Genomic DNA, 21350 nt, shown 5'->3' on the forward strand with positions numbered 1-21350 from the left:
GCTCACCTATTGCGCGGATGGGTCGGTCATCGCGAGATTAGCCTGTTCGGCAGTGGCACTGGTTTTGCGCCCGGTGGCATTCACTTTGGCGCCCGGCCGGACATTCTGTAAGCCGTCGGTGATCACTTTGTCGCCATCATTTAGCCCCTGATTCACTAACCAGTTGCCATTCATCATCTGACCGGTGGTGACGGAACGCTGTTCGACGGTATTACCGGCTGTCAACACGTACACGTATGGCGCACCTTTCACGTCATGCATGATGGCTTCCTGCGGTACCAGAATGCCTTTGTCATCAATGCCTTGTTGCAGCTGCGCGTGTACAAACATACCCGGCAGCAGTTCGTCGTGCGGGTTGGGGAATGAAGCGCGCAGGGTCACGGAACCGGTGCTTTGCGACACGGTAACTTCAGAGAATTCCAGCTTGCCCGGCAGCGCATATTTACTGCCATCTTCCAGCGTCAGCGTGACCTGTGCGGCGTTATCACCGGCGGATTGCAACTTGCCAGAAGCCAGCGCCTGGCGCAGTTTCAGCAAATCCTGCGAGGATTCATTCACATCGACATAAATCGGATTGAGTTGATCAATGGTGGTCAGATATGCGGTCTGGCCGCTGGTCACCAGCGCCCCTTCGGTATACAGCGAACGGCCGATGTGGCCGGAAATCGGCGCATACACTTTGGTGTATTGCAGATTCACGCGGGCAGTTTCGACATCTGCGGCGGCTTCGCGCTCGGCGGCGACAGCATCGTCATATTGCTGGCGGCTGACGGCCTGTGCTTCGACCAGCGGTTTGTAGCGGCGGGCGGTAGCATCGGCACTTTTCCAGGTCGCCATCGCCCTGTCGAATGCGGCCTGATAGGTCGAAGGATCAATCTGATAAAGCTGCTGACCGGCTTTAACTTCACTGCCTTCCACAAACAGACGTTTTTGGATCACGCCGTTCACCTGCGGACGGACTTCCGCACTGCGAACCGCCGTGGTACGGCCGGGCAGGCTGGTGGTCAGGGCTACGGGCTGGCTGTGTAAAGTGACGACATTGACCGCAGGCACGGGTGCCCCCGGAGATGCAGAACCGGCGGAACCATCACATGCCGAAAGCAGTACGACTGTACTGACAGTAAGAAACTTCAGGCGCATAGAATTCACTCTTATTGGGGAATTGAGAATAACCATTCTCAACAAGTCCTCCACTATACGAGAGCGCCAGAGTTCGCTGTGTAAGGATATTGTCATTACCCATGAGCCGATATTTCGAAGTATGAAGAAAATGTTGCCATATAATCCATTGAATTTATAGGGTTTTAAACTTTTTGTGCAGTGGTAAATGGCAGGGGGGTCATTACTTAGCAAACTAATTGATAGTTCTTAAGAAAGATAACCAGTTAAATATTCTAAAAGTGAATGAATTGTAGGTGATTAGAAAAGTGTGATGCAGATCAAACAAATTTATACATTTTAACCTGCTGCTTACCAGAAAAGGCTGAAGGATCGTGGCAGCAGCCGTTACCTTAAGGGCCGAGAGCGAGCAGTTCTCACATTTGCTTGTTGCCAGCCGTTCTGAATGACGGCCAGTCGCAACCCCCGTGCCCACAGTCCGATGTGGGCTTTTTTTTGTCTGCTATCCCAGTCCGCTTTTCCCCGGCAAAACTGTGATCCCTTTCATACTCCTGGCTGCTATGTCTATACAACTATACATTCTGTGACTTAACTCAATTATCGGCTTATTTTTAGCCAGCTAACTGAGGGACGACAGATGATAAAACTTGGCAGCAAGGTGCATGATCTGGGCAAGGCCCTGATGACGCCTATCTCGGTGATTGCCGCCGCCGGGATTTTCTTAGGGCTGGCGGCGGCGTTGCAGAATCCGGCTGTCACCGGTGAAGCCTTCACGCAGATGAAAACGCTGCAACTGGTGATCGGGTTTATCCGCCAGGTTTCCGGCGCGTTGTTTGCCAATCTTCCGCTGTTCTTTGCCGTCGCTACCGCGATGGGGCTGGCCAATGCAGAGAAAGCCACGGCGGCTTTTTCCGCAGTGATCGGCTTTGTCGGGTTGCATGTCGGCGTTAACTACAGCCTGCTGGCGCAGGGGATTACGCCGGACGCCATTACGGTCGCCAAGCTCATGGCAAAAGGCATGACTGAAAGCGACGCGATGATTTACGCCGCCGAGTTCACCAATACGCTGGGGATTTTCACCTACAACATGAGCGTGCTGGGCGGGGTGCTGGTCGGTTTAATCACCATGTGGCTGCATAATCGCTTTTATATGATTGTGTTACCGACGGCGATCGCGTTTTTTGGCGGACGGCGTTTTGTGCCGATTGTGACCGTGCTGGTGCTGCCAATTGTCGGCGTGCTGATGTCACTGATCTGGCCGACCATTGCCATGGGGATCCAGTGGATCGGAGAGCTTATCGGGCGCACCGGCGAGATCGGCACCTTTATTTATGCCACGTCGGAGCGTTTGCTGATCCCGACCGGATTGCATCACATCATTAACGAAACCGTGCGTTTCACGCCGATTGGCGGGGTCACGACGGTGGATAATCAGAGTATTGTCGGCGCGCTGAATATCTTTAATGCCGCGCTGGCTAATCCCGGCACGATCCCGGATGCGGTGACGCAGCAGGCGACGCGTTTTCTGGCGCAGGGCAAAATTCCGGTGATGATGTTTGGTTTACCGGCAGCGGCGCTGGCGATGTACCACTGCGCCAGACCGGAACATAAGGGGCGCGTAAAAGCGCTGATGCTGGCGGGTGCGCTGGCGTCGTTTACTACCGGCATCACCGAGCCGCTGGAGTTTTGCTTTATCTTCGTCTCGCCGGTGTTGTATATCCTGCACGCGGTGCTGACCGGTCTGTCTTTCGTGCTGATGCAGATGCTGCATGTGATGATCGGTAACGTACAGGGCGGGGCGATCGACTTCCTGATCTTCGGTGTGCTGGGCGGCAGCAAAACGCACTGGTGGTATCCGCTGATCCTCGGGATTATCTATGCGCCGGTTTATTACTTCAGTTTCCGCTGGGTTATCTTGCGCATGCAGATCAAAACGCCGGGGCGCGAGGATGAAAACGATGCCGAAGAACGCGCGAAACCTGCGCAGGGAACCGGAGAGAAAACCAAAAATATCATTATCGGACTGGGCGGCGAGGGAAATATTACGGCGGTTGATTGCTGCTTTACCCGTCTGCGCGTGAAGGTCAAAGATATGGCGCAGGTGCAGGACGGAACGTTAATGAAAACCGGCGCAGCGGGGGTCAGGAAGATAACAGACACCGATGTGCATGTGATTTATGGCCCGCAGGTTGAGCAGGTAGCAAATCTGGTGAAGGCGGAGTTGTCGGGCATCGCCTGACGGCGGTTAACCTTTGACTTTGGCATGGACGCTGAAGCCATAGTTTTTCTGGTTGTAATAGACATCCGACACCTCAAACAGCGAACCGTCAGTGAAAGATACCACCGCGTGCGAGTGCAGCACCGGCTGGTCGCGTGACAGATTCAGCGCGAGGCGGATTTCATTAGAGGGCAGTTCGGCGGAAATCAGTTTGGTGCTTCCGGCAGGCTGAAAACCTTTGGAACGGATATAGGCATATTTCGAAGCGGTCATGGCGGCGCGGTTAATATCCGGAAAATTATCGGCGCGCATCCAGCATTGTTCATACACAAATGGCTCGTCGCCCAGCAGACGCAGGCGGATCATAAAATACACGTCCGTTCCGGGCGGGATATTCAGCTCAATAGCGATGTCTTCGCTGACCGGTATCCGGCGAAACTCCAGCACCTGATTTTCAATCCGCTGGTTATTTTCCTGCGCGACTTCGCTGGCGGTGAGATGCCGGTCGAGCGGTAAGATGATTTTTTGCTGTTTCGGCGCTTCGACCACATAGGTGCCGCGTCCGCGAAAACGGGCCACACGCCCCTGACGTACCAGATAATCGACGGCTTTGCGCGCGGTCATACGTGATACGCCGTAGATTTCGCAGAGCGCTGCTTCGGTTGGGATCGGGTCACCGGGTTTGATTTCACCCGCGCTGATTTTTTCGGTCAGTTGTTGCTCAATTTGCAGGTAAAGCGGGGTGAATGAGTTTTTATCTATTTTCATTAAGCCTGACCTCCGGTTCTTCACTTAAGAATAATTGTATAGTCAGCTATACAAATCAGCCAGCCACCCTGTTGATTTTCTGTCCAAAATGGGTTTCAGCACACAAAAAAGAAAGGTTGCTGACATCAGCAACCTTTCATCATTTTTCAGCCACTTCGCAGCGGCTTCAGGCGTTATTCAGGCAGCAGCGCGCTGGACGTAAATCCACACGGACCGTTTTCCTGTTTTTTGAACCGCCAGCAGTGCTGATGGTATTTCGCCACGGTATTGCGGTGCGCGACGCTGATAACTGACGTTTGCGGCAATTCGCTCAGCAGCAGAGCGTATACCTGTTGCTCGGTTTCGTCATCCAGCGCGCTGGTGGCTTCGTCGAGGAACAGCGTGTCCGGCTGGATCAGCAGGGCGCGGGCGAAGGACAGACGCTGCTGTTCACCCGGCGACAGGCGCTGGCTCCAGTTGGCGTAATCATCAAGGATTTCAACCGAGGCCAGATGCGGCAGACGACACTGTTCCAGAACCTGTTGCAGGCGTTCATCGGTATATTCGCGGCTGGCGTCAGGATAACTCAGCGCATCACGCAAAGTGCCAATCGGGATATAACTGCGCTGCGGCAGGAACAGATAACGCTTACCTTCCGCCAGCGCAATATTGCCGGAGCCGTAAGGCCAGATACCGGCAATGGCGCGCAGCAGAGTCGATTTACCACAGCCAGAAGGACCGGCAATCAGCACGCGCTCACCCGGTTTCATCGATGCAGAAATATCACAAAACAGCGGATTACCGTTCGGCAGATTCAGCGTCAGCTTATCGAGTTGCAGAGCGTGTTCGCTGCTCTGACCGACTTTGATCCCTCGTGGCTGCGCATTGACCTGATCGATAGCGGCGTTGAAACCGGCAAGACGGTTAACCGTAGCTTTCCAGTTCGCCAGATCGGTAAAGGCATCGATAAACCAGGATAATGCCCCCTGTACCTGTCCGAATGCGGAAGCGATTTGCATCAGCGCGCCCATCTGGATGGCACCGGCGAAATAGCGCGGGGAAGCCACCAGAATCGGGAAGATGTTGGCAAACTGCGCGTAAAAGTTGGACGCTACGTTCAGACGACGGGTCACGCGCATGATTGACCACCAGTTGGTTTTGATGGATTCAAACTTGCCGGTCAGCTGGTCGTGCTCGTTTTTCTCGCCGTGATACAGGGCAATAGCGTCGCTGTTTTCGCGGATACGGATCAGGCCAAAACGGAAGTTCGCTTCAAACCATTCCTGATTAAACCCGAGTTTTACCAGGGGTTTACCGATATACCAGATAATGAATGAACCGACGGCGGCGTACAGCAGCGCGAACCACAACATGTAGCCCGGGATTTCAAAGTGATGTCCTGCCAGCATGAAATTCAGCGGGCCACTGATCGACCACAGAATAAACACGAACGAAAACAGCGTCACCACGCTCGACAGCAGCCCGAGCACCAGAGAAAGGGTCCCGCTGGTCAGGGCATTCAGGTCATCTGAAATACGCTGATCGGGGTTATCCACCTGATGCTGATACTCCGTGTAATAATAGGCGTGATTGGTCAGCCACTTCTCCATATACTCTTCGGTCATCCAGCGTCGCCAGCTCATTTGCAGGCCCTGCGTCAGATACACTCTGTAGATGGCAATCACGATGAACAGCAGTGCCAGCCAGGTAAATTTCCACAGCTGGGCTTTGAATACCGGATAGTTTCTGTTTTGCAGCGCGTCATAAAACACGCGGTTCCATTCGTTAAACTGCACGCTGAGATACACGCCAGCCAGCGAAAGGATGATGATAGTGGTCAACATGCCCCAGGCTCGCCACTTTTCTTCTGAGCGCCAGTAAGGCTTAATTAACTGCCAGACGGCGCCCCATTGCGCCGACTTCCCAGGTTTTTTAGTCATAATAGCCATGTGTAATCGATATGTTGTGAAGCCAATCATCCCAGAATGAGTGGCTCAGTGCGATAGGGCAATGAGCTACTTGTAAGGATGTTTTTCCAGCACGAAGCTCTGTAGACCACAAAAGTAGAAGGATGTTTGATGAAAGTCGCAGTGAATTTACTGCTGGTGGCAGGATGTTTTGCCAGTGCTCAGGCGCTGGCCCAGATTGATGAACCTGATATTGATGCGGATTGCGTAAAAGCGGGCATTTATGCCGCTGCCGGAAAAGTTGCGTATCAGCAGGGAGATCTCGCCAATGCGCGGGAAATTTTCCGCAATCAGGTGGCCTGGAGCGAGTTTTGTCACAAGCCGCAGGATCAGATTGCGACTGCGTACAACAACATTGCGCTGACCTACATAAAGCAGGGCGATTATCTGAAAGCCAAAGCCTGGCTGATGCTGGCACCTGCTGACAAAAAATCACAATACAATCTCGGTCTGATCCAGCCAAAACTCGCTGCATTGCCGCAGGCACAAAGTCCGGCAGGCATTTACTGGCAATATGCCGGTTTTGGCAGTTGGAATATCCTGGAAGTCAAAGGCGAAGAAGCGCAGTTCAAAATCGATTTCAGTGGCCTGTATATGGGGCAGATGTCGCTGTACTACGGCCCGAATACCGGCGAGTTTTCGGTGGTGACGGCAGTCAAAGATAACCACGCGATTTACCACGAAGCCGATGATGCCTCTGCCGGTGGTGGCGAGTGCAGCATAGACATGAATTTTGACCCGCATAATGTGAAATTACATACCACCGGCGACTGCGGATTCGGCCACAATGTGCAGGCCGAAGGCGGATTTGTGCGGGTGACGCAGTAGGTCTGAGAAGGTAAGTGGGCGGATCTTGATGTTTTTTAGCTCCTCCCCTTCGCAGGGGAGAGAGCCGATCGAAGTATGCCGTTAGCAGAGGAGGGCGCCGACTGAATTTATATTTACTGCGGCCACTTCATTTCGCCTTTCAATACCTTCGCGCTCAGTTCTAATGACGGCTCATCTTTCAGTTGCGGATAATGTTTTTTCATCGCAGCAATCAGCGCGGCGGAATCTTTCGCTTTCGGCAGTTCTTTTTCCAGTGTCAGCAGGTAATTGCGGGTGAATTTCACCGACTCCAGCGTTTCAGGCGCACCTGGCAGGAAATGCCCCGGCACCACGATTTCCGGTTTCAGGCTGGTGATTTCATCCAGCGCTTCTACCCATTGTTTGCGCGATGTCGGCGTCTGCGTATCCGCCGTCCAGACATGCATATTATTGCCATCCACCAGCACACCGCCGACCACTGCTTTCAGCGACGGGATCCACACGAACGTGCGCTCTTTGTCCACGCCCTTAATTTCAAATTTATGGCCTTCCAGTGTGAATTCATTGCCCTTCAGCGGCTCCGGCGTCGTGACGGATTTCGGCGCGTTGTCCTTGAGCTGAGGTCCCCAGAAAGCGACTTTGCCGTCTTTAGTGGCATTGATCTGATCGACCGTTGCCTGTGTAGCCACCACTTTTGCATCAGGGAACGCGGCGCGGAGGACGTCCAGCCCGAAGTAGAAATCAGGATCTGACTGGCTGATGTACACCGTGGTCAGCTTTTTGCCGGTGGCCTTGATCATCTCCACCAGTTTTTCGGCGTCGTTGCGCTGGAACTGCGCGTCGATCAATACCGCTTCTTTTTCGCCGGTAATAATTTCCGAGGACACCGGGAAAATGCTTTTCTCGCCGGGGTTGTATACGTCCATTTTCAGTGCGCTGGCGGCGTGGGCACTAAGGCTGCTGCCCAGCAGGGCGGCGATTAACGTCAGATGTTTAAGATGCATGGGGTTTCCTCAGAGGTATTAATAATCACATTCAGTAAGTATCTACTGTACGTTGCATAATCCGCGGGAAAAACCAGATAATGCGCAACTGTTTGTTGCATAAACCGGACGAATCATGGACAGAATTACCGCTGCACAAGTGTTTGTTGCCATCGTTGAACGCAAAAGTATGGTCGGCGCCGCCGAATCGCTGAATATGTCGCGGGCGATGGTGACGCGTTATCTGTCGGAGATGGAAAAATGGTCGGGCGCGCGCCTGCTGCACCGCTCGACCCGCAAACTCAGCCTGACGGATGCGGGCGAAAACACGCTGGCACGTTGCCGGAAAATGCTGTCGGTGGCAGCGGAAATGGGCAGCGTGGCGGACACCGGCGATGAAGCGCTGCGCGGTTTGCTGCGCCTCAGTTGCTCGCAATCTTTCGGGCAGGGCGCGGTGGTGATTGCGGTCAGCGAGTTTTTGCGACGACATCCGCAGGTGAGCATTGATTTGCAACTGGAAAGCCGGGCGATCAATCTGGTCGAAGACCGCATTGATCTGGCGCTGCGGATCACCAACGATCTCGATCCTAATCTGATTGCCCGGCCGCTGGCGCTGTGTCCGTCGGTGGTGTGCGCCTCTCCGGCGTATCTGGCGGCGCAGGGTACGCCGCAGCATCCGCAGGATCTGGCGGTGCATAATTGCCTGACGTACACGTATTTCGGCAAAAGCCTGTGGCAGTTTGCGCAGCAGGGCGAACAGGTGGCGATCCCGGTGAGCGGCAACCTGAGCGCCAATGAATCGCTGGTGCTGCTGACCGGCGCGGTGGAAGGGGCGGGGATTGTCATGCAGCCTTATTATTCGGCGGCGCCGCTTTTCGCCCGCGGGCAACTGGTTCCCTTGCTCGAACAGTGGCAGCCACAGGAAATGGGGATTTATGCGATTTATGCCTCACGGCGGCAGATGCCGGCGGCGTTGCGCGCGTTGCTCGATTTTCTGGTGGAGTGGTTTAAAGGGAATCCGCGCTGGCTTTCACTGAAAGAGGAAAAGCGCTGAGCTGGCGGGAAAGAAATCACTGGAATCGGTTCCTTTTCCGCTTTTATCGCATTTTCTGCAATATATTGTTATGTAAAGATTAATCCGGGCGCCGGGTGTTTTTCAGACAGTCAGGGCACAGACTGCGTCTGGTCAAAAGTGTGATCAACGTGGTATTTAAGCCAATCCGGCGACGCGCCGGAGCCTTTACTCATAACTAAAAATATCCGGAGTTTTTATGCCTGTCGCACTCCTGGCACTGGCGCTCAGCGCGTTTGCCATCGGTACCACCGAATTCGTCATTATGGGGTTGCTCCCCAATGTGGCGGGGGATCTGAATGTCAGTATTCCTTCTGCAGGCTGGTTAATCAGCGGATATGCTCTGGGCGTGGCGATCGGTGCGCCGATCATGGCCGTGCTGACGGCAAAACTGCCGCGCAAGAAAACCCTGCTGCTGCTGATGAGCATCTTTATTATCGGCAACGTCATGTGTGCGCTGTCGTACAGCTATAACTTCCTGATGCTGGCGCGTGTGATAACCGCCCTGTGTCATGGCGCATTCTTCGGGATTGGCGCAGTGGTGGCCGCCAGTCTGGTAGCGCCCAACCGCCGTGCTTCGGCGGTCGCGCTGATGTTTACCGGCCTGACGCTGGCTAACGTGCTGGGTGTGCCGCTCGGTACCGCGCTAGGACAGGCTTTCGGCTGGCGTTCTACTTTCTGGGTGGTGGCAGTGATTGGCGTGGCATCTCTGTTCGCGCTGTATAAAAAGCTGCCGGATAAAAAAGAAGAAGAACCGACCGATTTGCGTAAGGAAATCCGCGCGCTGGGCAGCCTCGGATTGTGGTTGTCACTGTCGATCACGATTTTCTTCTCGGCAGCCATGTTTGCGCTGTTCACCTATATCGCACCAATTCTCACCCAAATCACCGGCGTTTCTGAGCACGGCGTCAGCTGGACGCTGCTGCTGATTGGCCTCGGTCTGACTATCGGTAATGTGCTGGGCGGGCGTCTGGCGGACTGGCGTCTGGGCATTTCCCTGACGACGACCTTCCTGATGATCGCGATTTTTTCCGTGCTGTTCAGCTACACCAGCGTTCATCTGGTGGCCGCGGAAATCACGCTGTTTATCTGGGCGATGGTGAACTTTGCCGCCGTGCCTGCGTTGCAGGTGAACGTAGTGACCTACGGCAAGAATGCGCCGAACCTGGTTTCCACGCTGAACATTGCGGCGTTTAACGTCGGTAACGCACTGGGTGCCTGGGTCGGCGGTGCGGTAATTGAACGCGGAATGGGGCTGAGCACCGTGCCCCTGGCAGCGGGCGGACTGGGCGCCATCGGCTTCGTGCTGTGCGTCATCACTTTCCGTCGTGCGGCGAAGAAAGCGGTGAAAGTGGTCGCATAAATCAGATCGCCGAAAAAATAAAAGGCCACACGGAAGGATACCGGCGTGGCCTTTTTTGTTTTTGTTCAGCGCACCAGCGCACTTTCAAGGCGTTTTGCAAAACGCTGCGCCTGCTGATGGCAATGCTCAGTAAACGTGGTGACCAGCGCGGAAGCGGGGCGGTGCAGCGGCCGGATCAGGCTGACGGTAAAGGGCACGGCGACGCTGAATTCACGTAACACCACGCCATTTTCACAATAGTCCAGCGCAGTCAGCGGATTGACGATGGAAACGCCCGCGCCTTCACGCACCATGCTGCACACCGACGCGGCGCTGTGCGTTTCCATCACCAGCCGCCGGTTCACCTGCTGTTCGGTGAACAGCGTATCCAGTAATTGCCGGTAACTGTCGGTCGCTGACAGACTGATAAAATTCAGGCCGCTGAAATCCTGCGGTGTAAGGCGGGATTTCGCCGTCAGCGGATGTCCGGTGGGCAGTACGCACACTTCGTTGAGTGTCAAAAGCGTCTGGCGCTCCGTACCCGCGGGGGTATGGATATTCTCCGTCAGCCCTAAATCATGGCGCTGCGCCGACAGCCACTCCTCCAGCAGCGGTGATTCCTGCGGGACAATATTGAAACTGACATCGGGAAACCGGTCGAGAAAAGGCTTACAGACTGCCGGCAGCAGCGACTGGCTGAACACCGGCAGACAGGCGATCGACAACTGCGCCTGCTCGAACTGGCGGATGCCTTGTGCCGCGCTGACAATCCTGTCCAGTCCGTAATACGAACGCTGCACTTCCTCAAACAACCGCAAACCCTGAACGGTGGGATACAAACGCCCGCGCAGGCGTTCGAACAACTGTAAATCCAGCAGCTTTTCACAGCGCGCCAGTTCGCGGCTGACCGTCGGCTGCGAGGTATTAAGCAATGCGGCGGCTTCGGTCAGGTTGCCGGTGGTCATTACCGCATGAAAAATTTCGATATGGCGCAGGGAAATCGCAGGCATGGTTTATCCGGTGAGCGGAGCGAGTTATCCATATCATAAATGAATAGACTGGCCTGAAATAGATATTTTATCGCCGGTGAGTCACGCGGCATACTGAGGGAAATATGACTGAATTCACCTGACGGAAAATCTTATGCCACGCGCCCTGAACGACCTGTCTACCGCGCTTAATGCCGCGAATTTACTATCTCTGCCGCAACAATTTGGCTGCCCTGTGTGGGCGTATGACGCAGAGATTATCAAAGCGCGCATTGCGCAGTTGCGTCAGTTTGACGTCGTCCGTTTTGCACAAAAAGCCTGTTCCAATATTCACATCCTGCGCCTGATGCGCGAACAGGGCGTGAAGGTCGATTCCGTTTCGCTGGGCGAAATTGAACGTGCGCTGGTCGCCGGTTTTATTCCGGGCCGTGAAGAGAGTGAGATTGTGTTTACCGCCGACGTGCTGGATCAGCCAACGCTTGAGCGCGTGACTGCTCTGGATATTCCGGTCAACGCCGGTTCTATCGACATGCTCAGCCAGATTGGTCAGCATAAAGCCGGGCATCCGGTGTGGTTGCGCGTGAATCCGGGCTTCGGTCACGGGCACAGCCAGAAAACCAATACCGGCGGCGAAAACAGCAAACACGGGATCTGGTATGCCGATTTGCCACAGGCACTGGCGGAAATTGCCCGTTACGGCCTGAAACTGGTCGGCATTCATATGCACATCGGTTCCGGCGTGGATTACGGCCATCTGGAGCAGGTTTGCGATGCTATGGTGCGTCAGGTGATTGAAACCGGACAAGATATTGATGCGATTTCCGCTGGTGGCGGCCTGTCGATTCCGTATCATTTCGAAGAAGAATCCATTGATACCGGCCACTATTTTGGTCTGTGGAACCGTGCGCGTGAGCAAATCGCCGCGCATCTGGGGCATGAGATTAAACTGGAAATCGAACCGGGGCGTTTCCTGGTGGCGGAATCCGGCGTGCTGGTGGCGCAGATCCGCGCAGTGAAAGACATGGGCAGCCGTCACTTTGTTTTGTGCGACGCCGGTTTTAATGACCTGATGCGTCCGGCGATGTACGGCAGCTATCACCATATTTCGCTGTTACCGGCCGATGGTCGTGATGTCAGCGGGCAGCCGCTGACCGATTCTGTGATTGCCGGTCCTCTGTGCGAATCCGGCGACGTGTTTACACAGCAGGCAGGCGGCGGAGTGGAAACCTTCCCGCTGCCGCCGGTACAAATTGGCGATTATCTGGTGTTCCATGACACCGGCGCGTACGGCGCATCGATGTCATCCAACTACAACACCCGACCGCTGTTGCCGGAAGTGTTGTTTGAGAATGGCGTGCCGAGATTGATCCGTCGCAGGCAGACAGTGGAAGAGCTGATCGCTTTAGAACTTTAGTCCCCCGTCATCCTTCGAGCTGACTCTGCGTTGGCTGCCTTTCGCGAACCCCGGTCACATACTTGTGTATGCTCCCGGGGATTCACTCAGTTGCCGCCTTGATTCAGCTTGAATGATTTAGGGGGGTGTGTTGAATTTACTGTTTTTCAAACATCTCTTTTCGCAGTAACACGATCTCTTCGGCCAGATCACGGCACAGCATGGCGGTCATCAGATGATCCTGCGAGTGCACCATGATCAAATTTACCGGGATTTTGCCCACGCCTTCATCCAGCCCAATCAGTTGTGTCTGCACTTTGTGCGCCACACGCGCCGCGTCGTCCGAGGCTTTGAGCATCGCGTCGGCCTGTTCCCATTCTTTTTTACGTGCGTGCTGAATGGCCATCATCGCGTTAGATCGTGCTTCTCCGGCGTTGATCAATAACTCCATCACCGTTTGTTCCAGATCGAATTCCATCGAAAACTCCAAATTGGTATACCAGAAAAGTGTGAATTCATCATATTGGAATTCCAATATTCACATGTGAGAACGCTGTCACAGAAATTAATTCGTATTCCGCTATTTTTTGGCATGCCACATTACGCAAACATCGCCGAAAAGTGGCCGACAGGATAATTAACAGAACCGGATTCTGACTCAGCTTCGGGCGACACCTTTAATCCTCATTCAATATAAAAAGGTGAAGACGAAACCAACACCTGTGAAGTATAGAAAAAAGAAAATGAGGTGCTGTCATGTCACTGAAAGACCGTTTTATCGATTCTCTCGGGGGATTCGCCAATACCTTTAATAGCCTCAGATATATTATGGCTATTAAGGCTTCTTTTATCACATTAATGCCGGTCATTATCGTGGGGGCATTCTCAGTTTTAATTTCTAATATGGTGATGGATCCGAAAAACGGATTAGCTCACTTTGAAATGTTCTCCTGGCTGGCGACGCTCAAACCGATCATGAGCAGCATTAACTACGCCACGCTGAGTTTTCTGACCATCGGCGCCGTCTTTTTAATTGGTATTGAACTCGGGAAAATTAACGGCTCGCGTTCGTTATTTCCGGGCCTGCTGGCGGTGATTTGTTTTATTGCCGTCACGCCGACCACCGTCGATATGATGGTGAACGGCCAGATGCAGGAAGTGAAAGATGTGCTGGCCAAACAATTTTCCGATACCAAAAGCCTGTTCCTCGGCATGTTTATTGCCATTCTTGCGGTCGAGATTTATTCCCGTCTCGAGCGGATAAACGGCCTGCGCATCAAAATGCCGGAAAGCGTGCCGCCTAACGTGTCGGCGTCTTTCTCGGCGCTTATTCCCGCCATTATTACCGTGGTGATCGTCGCATCATTCGGCTTTGTTTTCCATCGCGTCACCGGCATGTATTTGTACGACGCGGTGTATCAGGTTATTCAGCGTCCGCTGGAGTCGGTGATGCAAAGCCTGCCGGGCATCCTGCTGCTGATGTTTGTCGCGCAGCTTTTCTGGGTGATAGGAATTCATGGCAACCAGATGATTAAGCCGATTCGTGAACCCCTGCTGCTCGGCGCGATTATGGTCAACATGACCGCGTTTGAGCAGGGCCATGAAGTGCCGAACATCATCACCATGCCGTTCTGGGATGTGTATATGAGTATCGGCGGTTCCGGCTGCACCATCGGTTTGCTGCTGGCGGTAATGCTTGCCACCCGCCGAAAAGAGATGCGCGAAATCTCCAAACTTTCTCTCGGGCCAGGCTTTTTCAACATCAATGAACCGGTGATTTTCGGTATGCCGATCATGCTCAACCCGATTCTGGCTATTCCGTTCATCATCACGCCACTGATTACCGGCACTATCGGCTATTTTGCAACGAGCCTTGGATTCGCCGGACGCGCCGTGGTGATGGTGCCGTGGACTACGCCGCCGATTATCAACGCCTGGTTATCGACTGCCGGTTCCATGGGCGCGGTCATCACCCAGCTGGGCTGCATTGTAGTGGCGGTGCTGATTTATCTGCCGTTCGTGAAAGTGGCCGCCCGCCGTGCCGAACAGGCGCAACTGGAAGCCATGCGACAAAGCCAGAAACAGGCCGTAACGGCGTAAACCATTCGGAAAAGAGGGACGTTATGAGCAAGGTTTCAATCGCCATTCCTGACGGATTCATTCTCGGCGCTGCGGCTTCTGCGTGGCAGACCGAAGGCTGGAGCGGCAAAAAAGACGGGCAGGATTCGTATCTGGATCTCTGGTACAAAAACAACCGCCACGTCTGGCACAACGGCTACGGCCCGGCGAAGGCCACCGATTTCATCAACCGCTATAAAGAAGATGTGGCGCTGATGAAAGCCAGCGGGCTGACGCATTACCGCACGTCGGTTAACTGGTCGCGCTTTTTCACCGACTACGAACTGGGTACGGTGGATGAAGAATATGCGGCGCACATTGATGACTATCTGGATGAGATGAAACGCAACGGCATCGAACCGATGCTGTGCCTGGAACATTACGAATTACCGGCATTCCTGATCGAAAAATACGATGGCTGGAGCTCGAAAAAAGTCGTCGAACTGTTCGTGCTGTACGCGGAAAAAGTTTTCGAACGTTTTGCCGGAAAAGTCAGCCGCTGGTTTACTTTTAACGAACCGGTGGTGGTACAAACCCGGGTCTATCTGGATGCGATCCGCTGGCCGTTCGAGCAAAACACCGCGAAATGGATGCAGTGGAATCATCACAAAGTGCTGGCAACCGCCAGAGTCGTCGAGCTGTTTTATCGCAAAGGCTATAACACTTCAGGCACCGTCGGGGTGATTTTAAATCCGGAAGTGACTTACGCCCGTTCATCGGCAGCGCATGACCAAAAGGCGGCACATTTATACGATTTATTTTATAACCGCGTATTTCTGGATCCGATGATTAAAGGGGAATATCCGCAGGAGTTGCTGGAATTACTCGAAAAGCACGGCGTGCATTTCGATTATTCAGCATCCGAACTGGCGGTTATCCGCAATAACACCGTAGATGAAGTGGGCATTAACCTATATTACCCGCACCGCGTGAAAGCGCCGTCCCGCGAGTGGAATAAGGAGACGCCGTTCCATCCGGCGTATTACTACGAACATTTCGAACTGCCCGGACGCCGGATGAATAAATCGCGTGGCTGGGAAATCTATCCAAAAATTGTTTATGACATGGCGATGCGCATCAAAACGGAATACGGAAATATTTCGTGGTTTGTGGCGGAAAACGGCATGGGTATCGAAAATGAAGGCCAGTTCCGCGATGCCCAAAGCGGGGAAATTCAGGACGACTATCGTATTGAATTTGTTGCCGAGCATCTTTACTGGACATTAAAGGCGCGGGAAGACGGCGCAAATTGTCAGGGATATATGCTCTGGGCCTTTACCGATAATGTGTCGCCGATGAACGCCTTTAAAAACCGTTACGGGCTGATTGAGATTGATCTTGATAACAACCGTGATCGCCGTCAGAAGAAATCATCGCACTGGTTTAAATCCCTCAGTGAACATGGTGTCTTGTCTTTAACGCTCGATGACCAGGAAAAATAACCTAAGGAAACACTATGAAACGACTCGTTTTAGCCTGTTCGGCAGGGATGTCCACGTCACTGGTGGTCACCAAAATGGAAAAAGAAGCTGCCGCGCGCGGTTTGGAATTTAAGATTTACGCCATTCCGGAAAACAATCTGCGCGACGAACTCGATGCCTATGGCCGCGACATTGTCGCTGTGCTGCTCGGGCCGCAGGTGCGCTTTAAACTGGCAGAAAACAAAAAGTTAACCGATGAGCACGGGATCCCGATCGCGGTCATAGACATGATGGCCTATGGAACTTTAAACGGCGCAAAAGTGCTGGATCAGGCGTTATCTCTGATACAGTAACATCCGGTCTTTATGTTTTATGCATCAGGGTGATTGTGTGGAAAAAGGTGTGGCTTCGCAGGACAGAAAACAGTATCAGGAAATCGGGCACGACCTGCGTGAGCAAATCAAGCAAGGGCATTTCGCCGTGGGATCCCGCCTGCCGCCAGAACGAAATATGGCGGAAACCTACGGTGTCAGCCGGACGATTGTGCGCGAAGCCTTACTGATGCTGGAACTCGAAGGCACGGTGGATATCCGTCAGGGTTCCGGCGTGTACGTGATCCGCATTCCTTCTCAGGAAGAAGGCCAGGACGAACTGATGTACCAGGGGCAAATTGGCCCCTTTGAAATCTTACAGGCGCGGCAGTTGCTCGAAAGTAATATCGCCGCGTTTGCCGCCAAAATGGCCACCAAAGCCGATATCGAAAACCTGCGCCGCACGCTGGAGCAGGAACAAATCGCCATCGTCGCCAACGATGAAAGCGGTGATAACGACAAGCTGTTTCACCTGCTGATTGCCGGTGCCACGCAAAACCAGATGCTGCTCGACTCGGTGAAAAACATCTGGATGCATCGCGATTCCAGCCCTTTGTGGAAACAGTTACACAGTCATATCGCCACGCGCGGTTACCGTCTGAAATGGCTGGCGGATCATCAGAATATTTTGGCCGCACTGCGCCGCCGCGACGTGATGGGGTCTTATCAGGCGATGTGGCAGCACATGGAAAACGTCAAAAATACGCTGATGGAACTGTCCGATGTCGATGCGCCGGAATTTGACGGCTATCTGTTTGAGTCTGTGCCGATTTTTCAGGGCAAAATGGTCTGAGTCGGATGCAAATCATTAATCTCACTGAAAGACCGGAATTTGCTGAAGCCGTGACAGACTGGCAATGGCAGGCGTTCGGCAGCGAAAACAGCCGCGAGTTTTTTTCAAGCGTAGTGAAAAGCTGTCTGACTGGCGCGGATTTGCCGCAAACCTTTATCGCGCTGGATGGTGAGAGATTAGCGGGCACGGTGGGATTGTGGCGCTGTGACCTGATCAGCCGTCAGGATCTTACGCCTTGGCTGGCGGCATTATACGTGGATGAACCGTATCGTTCGCGCGGGCTGGGGCAGCAGTTGCAGAAATTTGTGCTGGAACACAGCCGCCGCAGCGGCTTTCGTGAACTTTATCTGTACGCCGGATTCACCGGCTATTACGAACGTTTTGGCTGGAAATACATCGGCGACGCGCTGGATTATCCGGACAAGCCGGTGCGCTTATATCACCAGTCGCTTTAAGTGTTTGACGGGCTGCTCACCGAATGACGGCGCACCAGCGTCGGGCTGAACATGTGCGTGGTTTCCGGCAGCGGCTGACCGTTTGCCAGCGCTAACGCCAGTTGCGCGGCCTGATTCGCCATCGCCACCACCGGATAACGTACCGTGGTCAGACGCGGGCGCAGGTAACGCGAAATCAGCACATCATCAAAACCAATCAGCGAAATTTCACCCGGCACATCAATGCTGTTATCGCTTAAAACCGATAATGCACCGGCGGCCATCGGATCGTTATAGCAGGTCACCGCCGTAAATCCTTTACCCAATCCGAGTAAATCCGCCATGGCTTTTTCGCCACCGATTTCATCGGGCTCCGCGTAAGCAATCAGTTTGTCATCGACAGGAATATTGTGTTCCGTGAGCGCATCGATATAACCCTGCAAACGGTCGCTGGCGTCGGAAATGCCGTGATTGGAACATAAAATCGCAATGCGCTGATGTCCGGCCTGAATCAGATGGCGGGTCGCCAGCCAGGAACCATAGCGGTCATCGAGGGCCACACAACGCTTTTCGAAGCCCGGCAATGTGCGGTTAATCAGCACCATGCCGGGGATTTGTTGCATCAGGCTGGTCAGCTCATCTTCTGGCAGCATTTTGGCGTGCACCACTAACGCCGCGCAGCGGTGGCGGATTAACTGCTCAATGGCCTGACGCTCTTTCTCAACGTTATGGTAGCCGTTGCCAATCAGCAGGAAGTTACCGGTCGCATACGCCACCTGTTCAACGGCTTTAACCATCGCGCCGAAAAACGGATCAGAAACGTCGGCCACGATCAGCCCCAGCGTTTCGGTCGCCTGCTGGGCGAGTGCGCGGGCGTTGGCATTCGGATGATATTGCAGATGTTGCATAGCGTTCTGTACGGCTTCCCGCGAGCTGTCGCTGGCTTTCGGGGAATGGTTTATCACGCGTGAAACGGTCGCAACCGATACGCCTGCCAGTTTTGCTACATCCTTAATCGTCGCCATAACACTTCCGTTTTTCGTGAGGGTAATCGTTTACACCGCCAGTTTTGCGGAAAAGACCGGTGGCTGCAAGGATGACGATCGCAACTTTGGGATGTAAGAAGGAATTAACCTTTTACTTCCTCCTTAATCCACTGCATAAAATCATCGATAAACACTCTTGTCTTAAGTGGCAGCAGTTTATTTGGCAGGGTGATTGCGTAGATGTTGCGCGGCAGGGGGTTCTCCACTTGCCATTCAGGTAACACGCGTTGCAATTTACCCTTAGCGATATAGCGGTTGGCTATGAAAGTGGGGATCAGCGCAATGCCGACACCCTGCAGGATGGCATCAATCATGGCGTCGCTGTTATTGATCATCAGCCGTGGAACCAGCGTCACCGTCTCCATTATTTCATTGTGCCAAAAACGCCAGGCACCGCGAAATTGCCGTTCATCGGGGAAAAAAATGTTGTGTTTGATGAGTGCCGCCGGAAAATCCGGCAGCACCTGGTCGTAATCCGCAGCACACACCAATACGTAATCGACAGGCATCAGGGCGCGGGCCACCATACTCTCCGGTGGGCTTTCGGTTACGCGCAACGCCAGATCGTAGACGTCCTGCGTCAAATTAGTGACCTGGTCGGTCAGCGACAATTCGACGTTTATTTCAGGATAGCGGCGTAAAAATGCGGGCAGAAAAGGGGTGAGCAGGATCTTACCCAGTGTATTAGGCGCGGTGATCCGCAAAATACCCTGAGGGGTATCGCTGAAGCTCTCCGCACGGGAGAAAAGTGTCTGCGTCGCGGAGAGTACCGTCAGCGCCTGCTGGTAAATTTCCAGTCCGACCTCGGTAGGAGTGACAGAGCGGGTCGAGCGCGTAAATAACACCACATTGAGGCGTTTCTCCAGCCGGTCAATCATCCTGCTCACCGAAGAGGGTGCCAGCGAAGTCTCCCGTCCTGCCGAAGAAAAACTTCCTTTTTCAACCACCTGGATAAGAACGGACAAACTGGGAAGAAGTTCGGCTAACTCATTTGTGCTTTTCACGCATAGCTCATTTGTTTCTGGGATATCTATCCAAATTATCATCAGACCGTATGATGTTCAACGAGGCAATCTCTGATGAGAATCAGCCATAATAGTCAATTTATTGAATGATTTAGCACTGTTAAACCCCTCGGTTATTGAAGGGTTACGACCGCCCGCAGTTTACCCTGCGTCAGATCTGGTATCACCTGAGCCACCTCACTGGTGGTGGCTCCTGAAATCCTTTAAGGAAAGCAATGAAATGAGCAGTGATCGTTTTGGATTAAAACGTTTCGTCTTTTCCCGCTTTGCCGGGTCACTGTGCGATCAGTTTCTGCTGTTTGCCGTGCCGCTGGCGATTTTGAAAGCTACCGGTTCTTTAACCTTTTCCTCGCTGGCATTCGTGATTGAATGGTTGCCGCGCATTCTGTTTTTCCCGCTTTCAGGTTTTCTGGCTGACCGCATTAAGCCCCGTTTTATCTTCTTTAACGTGGAAGCCGGACGCTGCGTGTTAATGTTAGTCGCTTTCCTGACCCTGACCTTTCATCCCGCTGCCACATTCCCGGTGCTGGCGGTCATGATGGCGCTGCTGTCGGTGGCCTATGTCCTGAACTTTGTCGCAACTGAAGCGCTTTTACCGCGCCATATCTCCGCAGAGGCTCTGCCGAAAGCACATTCAATGTTACAGGGGGTCGACCAGACCACGCAGGTTCTCGGCCCTGCGCTGGCAGTGGCAATTTCCGTCTATGGGGGCGTCGGGGCGATTTTAGCCTGTGCAGCCGTACTGTTTGCTGTCTCTGCCATCAACTATCTGTTCCTTGAAACTCATGATCTTGAAGTGGCAGAGAAGATGAGTCTGCGCTCCATTGTGCAATCAAACATTACGGCAATTCAGGTGCTTAAACAGAATAAAATCCTGCTGCATCTGTGTGCGCTGACCTGGGTAGTGAATCTGGTTTACGGTGCAGCACTGGTGGTGAGTGCGGCGGTGATCCTCAAAGAGTTTCATCTGCCTGAGAGTTACTTTGGCGTCTTACAGACTTCGGCTGCGCTTATCACCCTCATTACGTTTTTCTTTGTGCCGCGAATTGCCAAACGCTTCGGGCTTTCCACGCTGGGAACCCTGTCATTTTGCGGCATGATATTGTCAGGTGCGCTGATGTCGCTTTCACTCGATTACGCGATGTATCTGGCAGGTTACGCATTACTGATGGCTTTTGACGGTGCATTCAGCGTCTACCTGCGAACCTTACGCAGCCAGATTATTCCGCAGAAACATCTGGGAAAAACCATGGGGCTTATTGGCCTGATGAACATGTGTTCGGTACCCGTTAGCGGCCTGGCAGTGACAGCGCTGGCAGGCCGCTTTATGCCGTTGCAAATCATCGCCATCATTCTGGTTTTTGCGCTGATATTAGGACTGATGTTGGTCATCATCGGCCGCCGTACCTTCGGCTACAACAGCTGGCTGCCGCCGGTCATCGCTCAGCCACAGGCTTGAAACGCGCATCTCTTTTCAAAACTCTTTTCACTCTATAAATCATGGG

The 21350-nt window shown here is 53.4% G+C and carries 19 protein-coding genes; 11 read left to right on the plus strand and 8 right to left on the minus strand.

Annotated elements, in window-relative coordinates; translation table 11 throughout:
- Nucleotides 1–6: 6 nt before the first annotated feature.
- Nucleotides 7–1140, minus strand: coding sequence for an efflux RND transporter periplasmic adaptor subunit (locus tag D6C13_RS20515; protein WP_120134512.1), 1134 nt, complete (start codon nt 1138–1140; stop codon nt 7–9).
- A 616-nt stretch (nt 1141–1756) separates the two neighbouring features.
- On the opposite strand from D6C13_RS20515, the gene D6C13_RS20520 reads away from it, so the two are divergent.
- A complete protein-coding gene (locus tag D6C13_RS20520) occupies nt 1757–3358 on the plus strand; it encodes a PTS transporter subunit EIIC (protein WP_120134513.1) in 1602 nt (533 codons plus the stop codon).
- 6 nt (nt 3359–3364) lie between these two features.
- Here the strand turns inward: D6C13_RS20520 and D6C13_RS20525 are convergent, their stop codons facing one another.
- Nucleotides 3365–4105 (minus strand): GntR family transcriptional regulator, encoded by a 741-nt coding sequence (locus D6C13_RS20525; protein ID WP_120134514.1) that lies wholly within the window; start codon nt 4103–4105, stop codon nt 3365–3367.
- Nucleotides 4106–4278: 173 nt separating this feature from the next.
- Nucleotides 4279–6033 (minus strand): ABC transporter ATP-binding protein/permease, encoded by a 1755-nt coding sequence (locus tag D6C13_RS20530; protein WP_120134515.1) that lies wholly within the window; start codon nt 6031–6033, stop codon nt 4279–4281.
- Nucleotides 6034–6162: 129 nt separating this feature from the next.
- Between D6C13_RS20530 and D6C13_RS20535 the strand changes: the two genes are divergently transcribed.
- Nucleotides 6163–6879 carry a tetratricopeptide repeat protein gene (locus D6C13_RS20535; protein ID WP_120134516.1) on the plus strand — a complete coding sequence of 239 codons (717 nt, stop codon included), beginning with the start codon at nt 6163–6165 and terminating at the stop codon, nt 6877–6879.
- Between the two features lie 113 nt (nt 6880–6992).
- Here the strand turns inward: D6C13_RS20535 and D6C13_RS20540 are convergent, their stop codons facing one another.
- Entirely contained in the window at nt 6993–7862 is an 870-nt protein-coding gene (locus D6C13_RS20540; protein ID WP_120134517.1) for an MBL fold metallo-hydrolase, read from the minus strand.
- A gap of 115 nt (nt 7863–7977) precedes the next feature.
- Here D6C13_RS20540 and D6C13_RS20545 point away from each other — a divergent pair, with 115 nt between their 5' ends.
- Nucleotides 7978–8895: a LysR family transcriptional regulator gene (locus tag D6C13_RS20545; protein WP_120134518.1), complete on the plus strand. Its 918-nt coding sequence runs from the start codon at nt 7978–7980 to the stop codon at nt 8893–8895.
- A 217-nt stretch (nt 8896–9112) separates the two neighbouring features.
- Nucleotides 9113–10276 carry an MFS transporter gene (locus D6C13_RS20550; protein ID WP_120134519.1) on the plus strand — a complete coding sequence of 388 codons (1164 nt, stop codon included), beginning with the start codon at nt 9113–9115 and terminating at the stop codon, nt 10274–10276.
- A 65-nt stretch (nt 10277–10341) separates the two neighbouring features.
- On the opposite strand, the gene D6C13_RS20555 is transcribed toward D6C13_RS20550, so the two are convergent.
- Nucleotides 10342–11265 carry a LysR family transcriptional regulator gene (locus D6C13_RS20555; RefSeq protein WP_120134520.1) on the minus strand — a complete coding sequence of 308 codons (924 nt, stop codon included), beginning with the start codon at nt 11263–11265 and terminating at the stop codon, nt 10342–10344.
- Nucleotides 11266–11398: 133 nt separating this feature from the next.
- Between D6C13_RS20555 and lysA the strand changes: the two genes are divergently transcribed.
- On the plus strand, nt 11399–12658 hold the full coding sequence (gene lysA / locus D6C13_RS20560; protein WP_120134521.1) for a diaminopimelate decarboxylase: 1260 nt from the start codon (nt 11399–11401) through the stop codon (nt 12656–12658).
- A gap of 136 nt (nt 12659–12794) precedes the next feature.
- On the opposite strand, the gene D6C13_RS20565 is transcribed toward lysA, so the two are convergent.
- Entirely contained in the window at nt 12795–13115 is a 321-nt protein-coding gene (locus D6C13_RS20565) for a PTS lactose/cellobiose transporter subunit IIA (RefSeq protein ID WP_120134522.1), read from the minus strand.
- A gap of 278 nt (nt 13116–13393) precedes the next feature.
- On the opposite strand from D6C13_RS20565, the gene D6C13_RS20570 reads away from it, so the two are divergent.
- The 5 genes from D6C13_RS20570 to D6C13_RS20590 are packed head-to-tail and all read left to right on the plus strand — an operon-like array spanning nt 13394 to nt 17795.
- Nucleotides 13394–14737: a PTS sugar transporter subunit IIC gene (locus D6C13_RS20570; RefSeq protein ID WP_120134523.1), complete on the plus strand. Its 1344-nt coding sequence runs from the start codon at nt 13394–13396 to the stop codon at nt 14735–14737.
- Between the two features lie 23 nt (nt 14738–14760).
- The gene (locus D6C13_RS20575; protein WP_120134524.1) at nt 14761–16197 is read left to right on the plus strand and encodes a glycoside hydrolase family 1 protein; all 1437 of its coding nucleotides are present in this window, start codon (nt 14761–14763) and stop codon (nt 16195–16197) included.
- 14 nt (nt 16198–16211) lie between these two features.
- Entirely contained in the window at nt 16212–16529 is a 318-nt protein-coding gene (locus D6C13_RS20580) for a PTS sugar transporter subunit IIB (protein ID WP_120134525.1), read from the plus strand.
- A 37-nt stretch (nt 16530–16566) separates the two neighbouring features.
- The gene (locus tag D6C13_RS20585) at nt 16567–17340 is read left to right on the plus strand and encodes an FCD domain-containing protein (protein WP_120134526.1); all 774 of its coding nucleotides are present in this window, start codon (nt 16567–16569) and stop codon (nt 17338–17340) included.
- A gap of 5 nt (nt 17341–17345) precedes the next feature.
- Nucleotides 17346–17795, plus strand: coding sequence for a GNAT family N-acetyltransferase (locus D6C13_RS20590; RefSeq protein ID WP_120134527.1), 450 nt, complete (start codon nt 17346–17348; stop codon nt 17793–17795).
- Here the strand turns inward: D6C13_RS20590 and galR are convergent.
- Together galR and D6C13_RS20600 are read right to left on the minus strand one after the other, a co-directional pair.
- Nucleotides 17792–18799, minus strand: coding sequence for an HTH-type transcriptional regulator GalR (gene galR, locus D6C13_RS20595; RefSeq protein WP_120134528.1), 1008 nt, complete (start codon nt 18797–18799; stop codon nt 17792–17794). The two genes, D6C13_RS20590 and galR, sit on opposite strands and share 4 nt — an antisense overlap.
- A gap of 104 nt (nt 18800–18903) precedes the next feature.
- A complete protein-coding gene (locus tag D6C13_RS20600) occupies nt 18904–19824 on the minus strand; it encodes a LysR family transcriptional regulator (RefSeq protein ID WP_120134529.1) in 921 nt (306 codons plus the stop codon).
- A 241-nt stretch (nt 19825–20065) separates the two neighbouring features.
- Here D6C13_RS20600 and D6C13_RS20605 point away from each other — a divergent pair, with 241 nt between their 5' ends.
- On the plus strand, nt 20066–21304 hold the full coding sequence (locus D6C13_RS20605) for an MFS transporter (protein ID WP_120134530.1): 1239 nt from the start codon (nt 20066–20068) through the stop codon (nt 21302–21304).
- Nucleotides 21305–21350 lie beyond the last annotated feature (46 nt).

The organism is Rahnella woolbedingensis (assembly GCF_003602095.1).
Classification (GTDB): domain Bacteria; phylum Pseudomonadota; class Gammaproteobacteria; order Enterobacterales; family Enterobacteriaceae; genus Rahnella; species Rahnella woolbedingensis.

Bases quoted from the DNA above. Each gene is read 5' to 3' on its own strand.
- D6C13_RS20520 (WP_120134513.1), top strand. From the start codon at position 1,757: ATGATAAAACTTGGCAGCAAGGTGCATGATCTGGGCAAGGCCCTGATG.
- D6C13_RS20530 (WP_120134515.1), bottom strand. From the start codon at position 6,033: ATGGCTATTATGACTAAAAAACCTGGGAAGTCGGCGCAATGGGGCGCC.
- D6C13_RS20550 (WP_120134519.1), top strand. From the start codon at position 9,113: ATGCCTGTCGCACTCCTGGCACTGGCGCTCAGCGCGTTTGCCATCGGT.
- D6C13_RS20555 (WP_120134520.1), bottom strand. From the start codon at position 11,265: ATGCCTGCGATTTCCCTGCGCCATATCGAAATTTTTCATGCGGTAATG.
- D6C13_RS20570 (WP_120134523.1), top strand. From the start codon at position 13,394: ATGTCACTGAAAGACCGTTTTATCGATTCTCTCGGGGGATTCGCCAAT.
- D6C13_RS20515 (WP_120134512.1), bottom strand. From the start codon at position 1,140: ATGCGCCTGAAGTTTCTTACTGTCAGTACAGTCGTACTGCTTTCGGCA.
- D6C13_RS20525 (WP_120134514.1), bottom strand. From the start codon at position 4,105: ATGAAAATAGATAAAAACTCATTCACCCCGCTTTACCTGCAAATTGAG.
- lysA (WP_120134521.1), top strand. From the start codon at position 11,399: ATGCCACGCGCCCTGAACGACCTGTCTACCGCGCTTAATGCCGCGAAT.
- D6C13_RS20535 (WP_120134516.1), top strand. From the start codon at position 6,163: ATGAAAGTCGCAGTGAATTTACTGCTGGTGGCAGGATGTTTTGCCAGT.
- D6C13_RS20590 (WP_120134527.1), top strand. From the start codon at position 17,346: ATGCAAATCATTAATCTCACTGAAAGACCGGAATTTGCTGAAGCCGTG.
- D6C13_RS20575 (WP_120134524.1), top strand. From the start codon at position 14,761: ATGAGCAAGGTTTCAATCGCCATTCCTGACGGATTCATTCTCGGCGCT.
- D6C13_RS20565 (WP_120134522.1), bottom strand. From the start codon at position 13,115: ATGGAATTCGATCTGGAACAAACGGTGATGGAGTTATTGATCAACGCC.
- D6C13_RS20580 (WP_120134525.1), top strand. From the start codon at position 16,212: ATGAAACGACTCGTTTTAGCCTGTTCGGCAGGGATGTCCACGTCACTG.
- D6C13_RS20545 (WP_120134518.1), top strand. From the start codon at position 7,978: ATGGACAGAATTACCGCTGCACAAGTGTTTGTTGCCATCGTTGAACGC.
- D6C13_RS20605 (WP_120134530.1), top strand. From the start codon at position 20,066: ATGAGCAGTGATCGTTTTGGATTAAAACGTTTCGTCTTTTCCCGCTTT.
- D6C13_RS20540 (WP_120134517.1), bottom strand. From the start codon at position 7,862: ATGCATCTTAAACATCTGACGTTAATCGCCGCCCTGCTGGGCAGCAGC.
- galR (WP_120134528.1), bottom strand. From the start codon at position 18,799: ATGGCGACGATTAAGGATGTAGCAAAACTGGCAGGCGTATCGGTTGCG.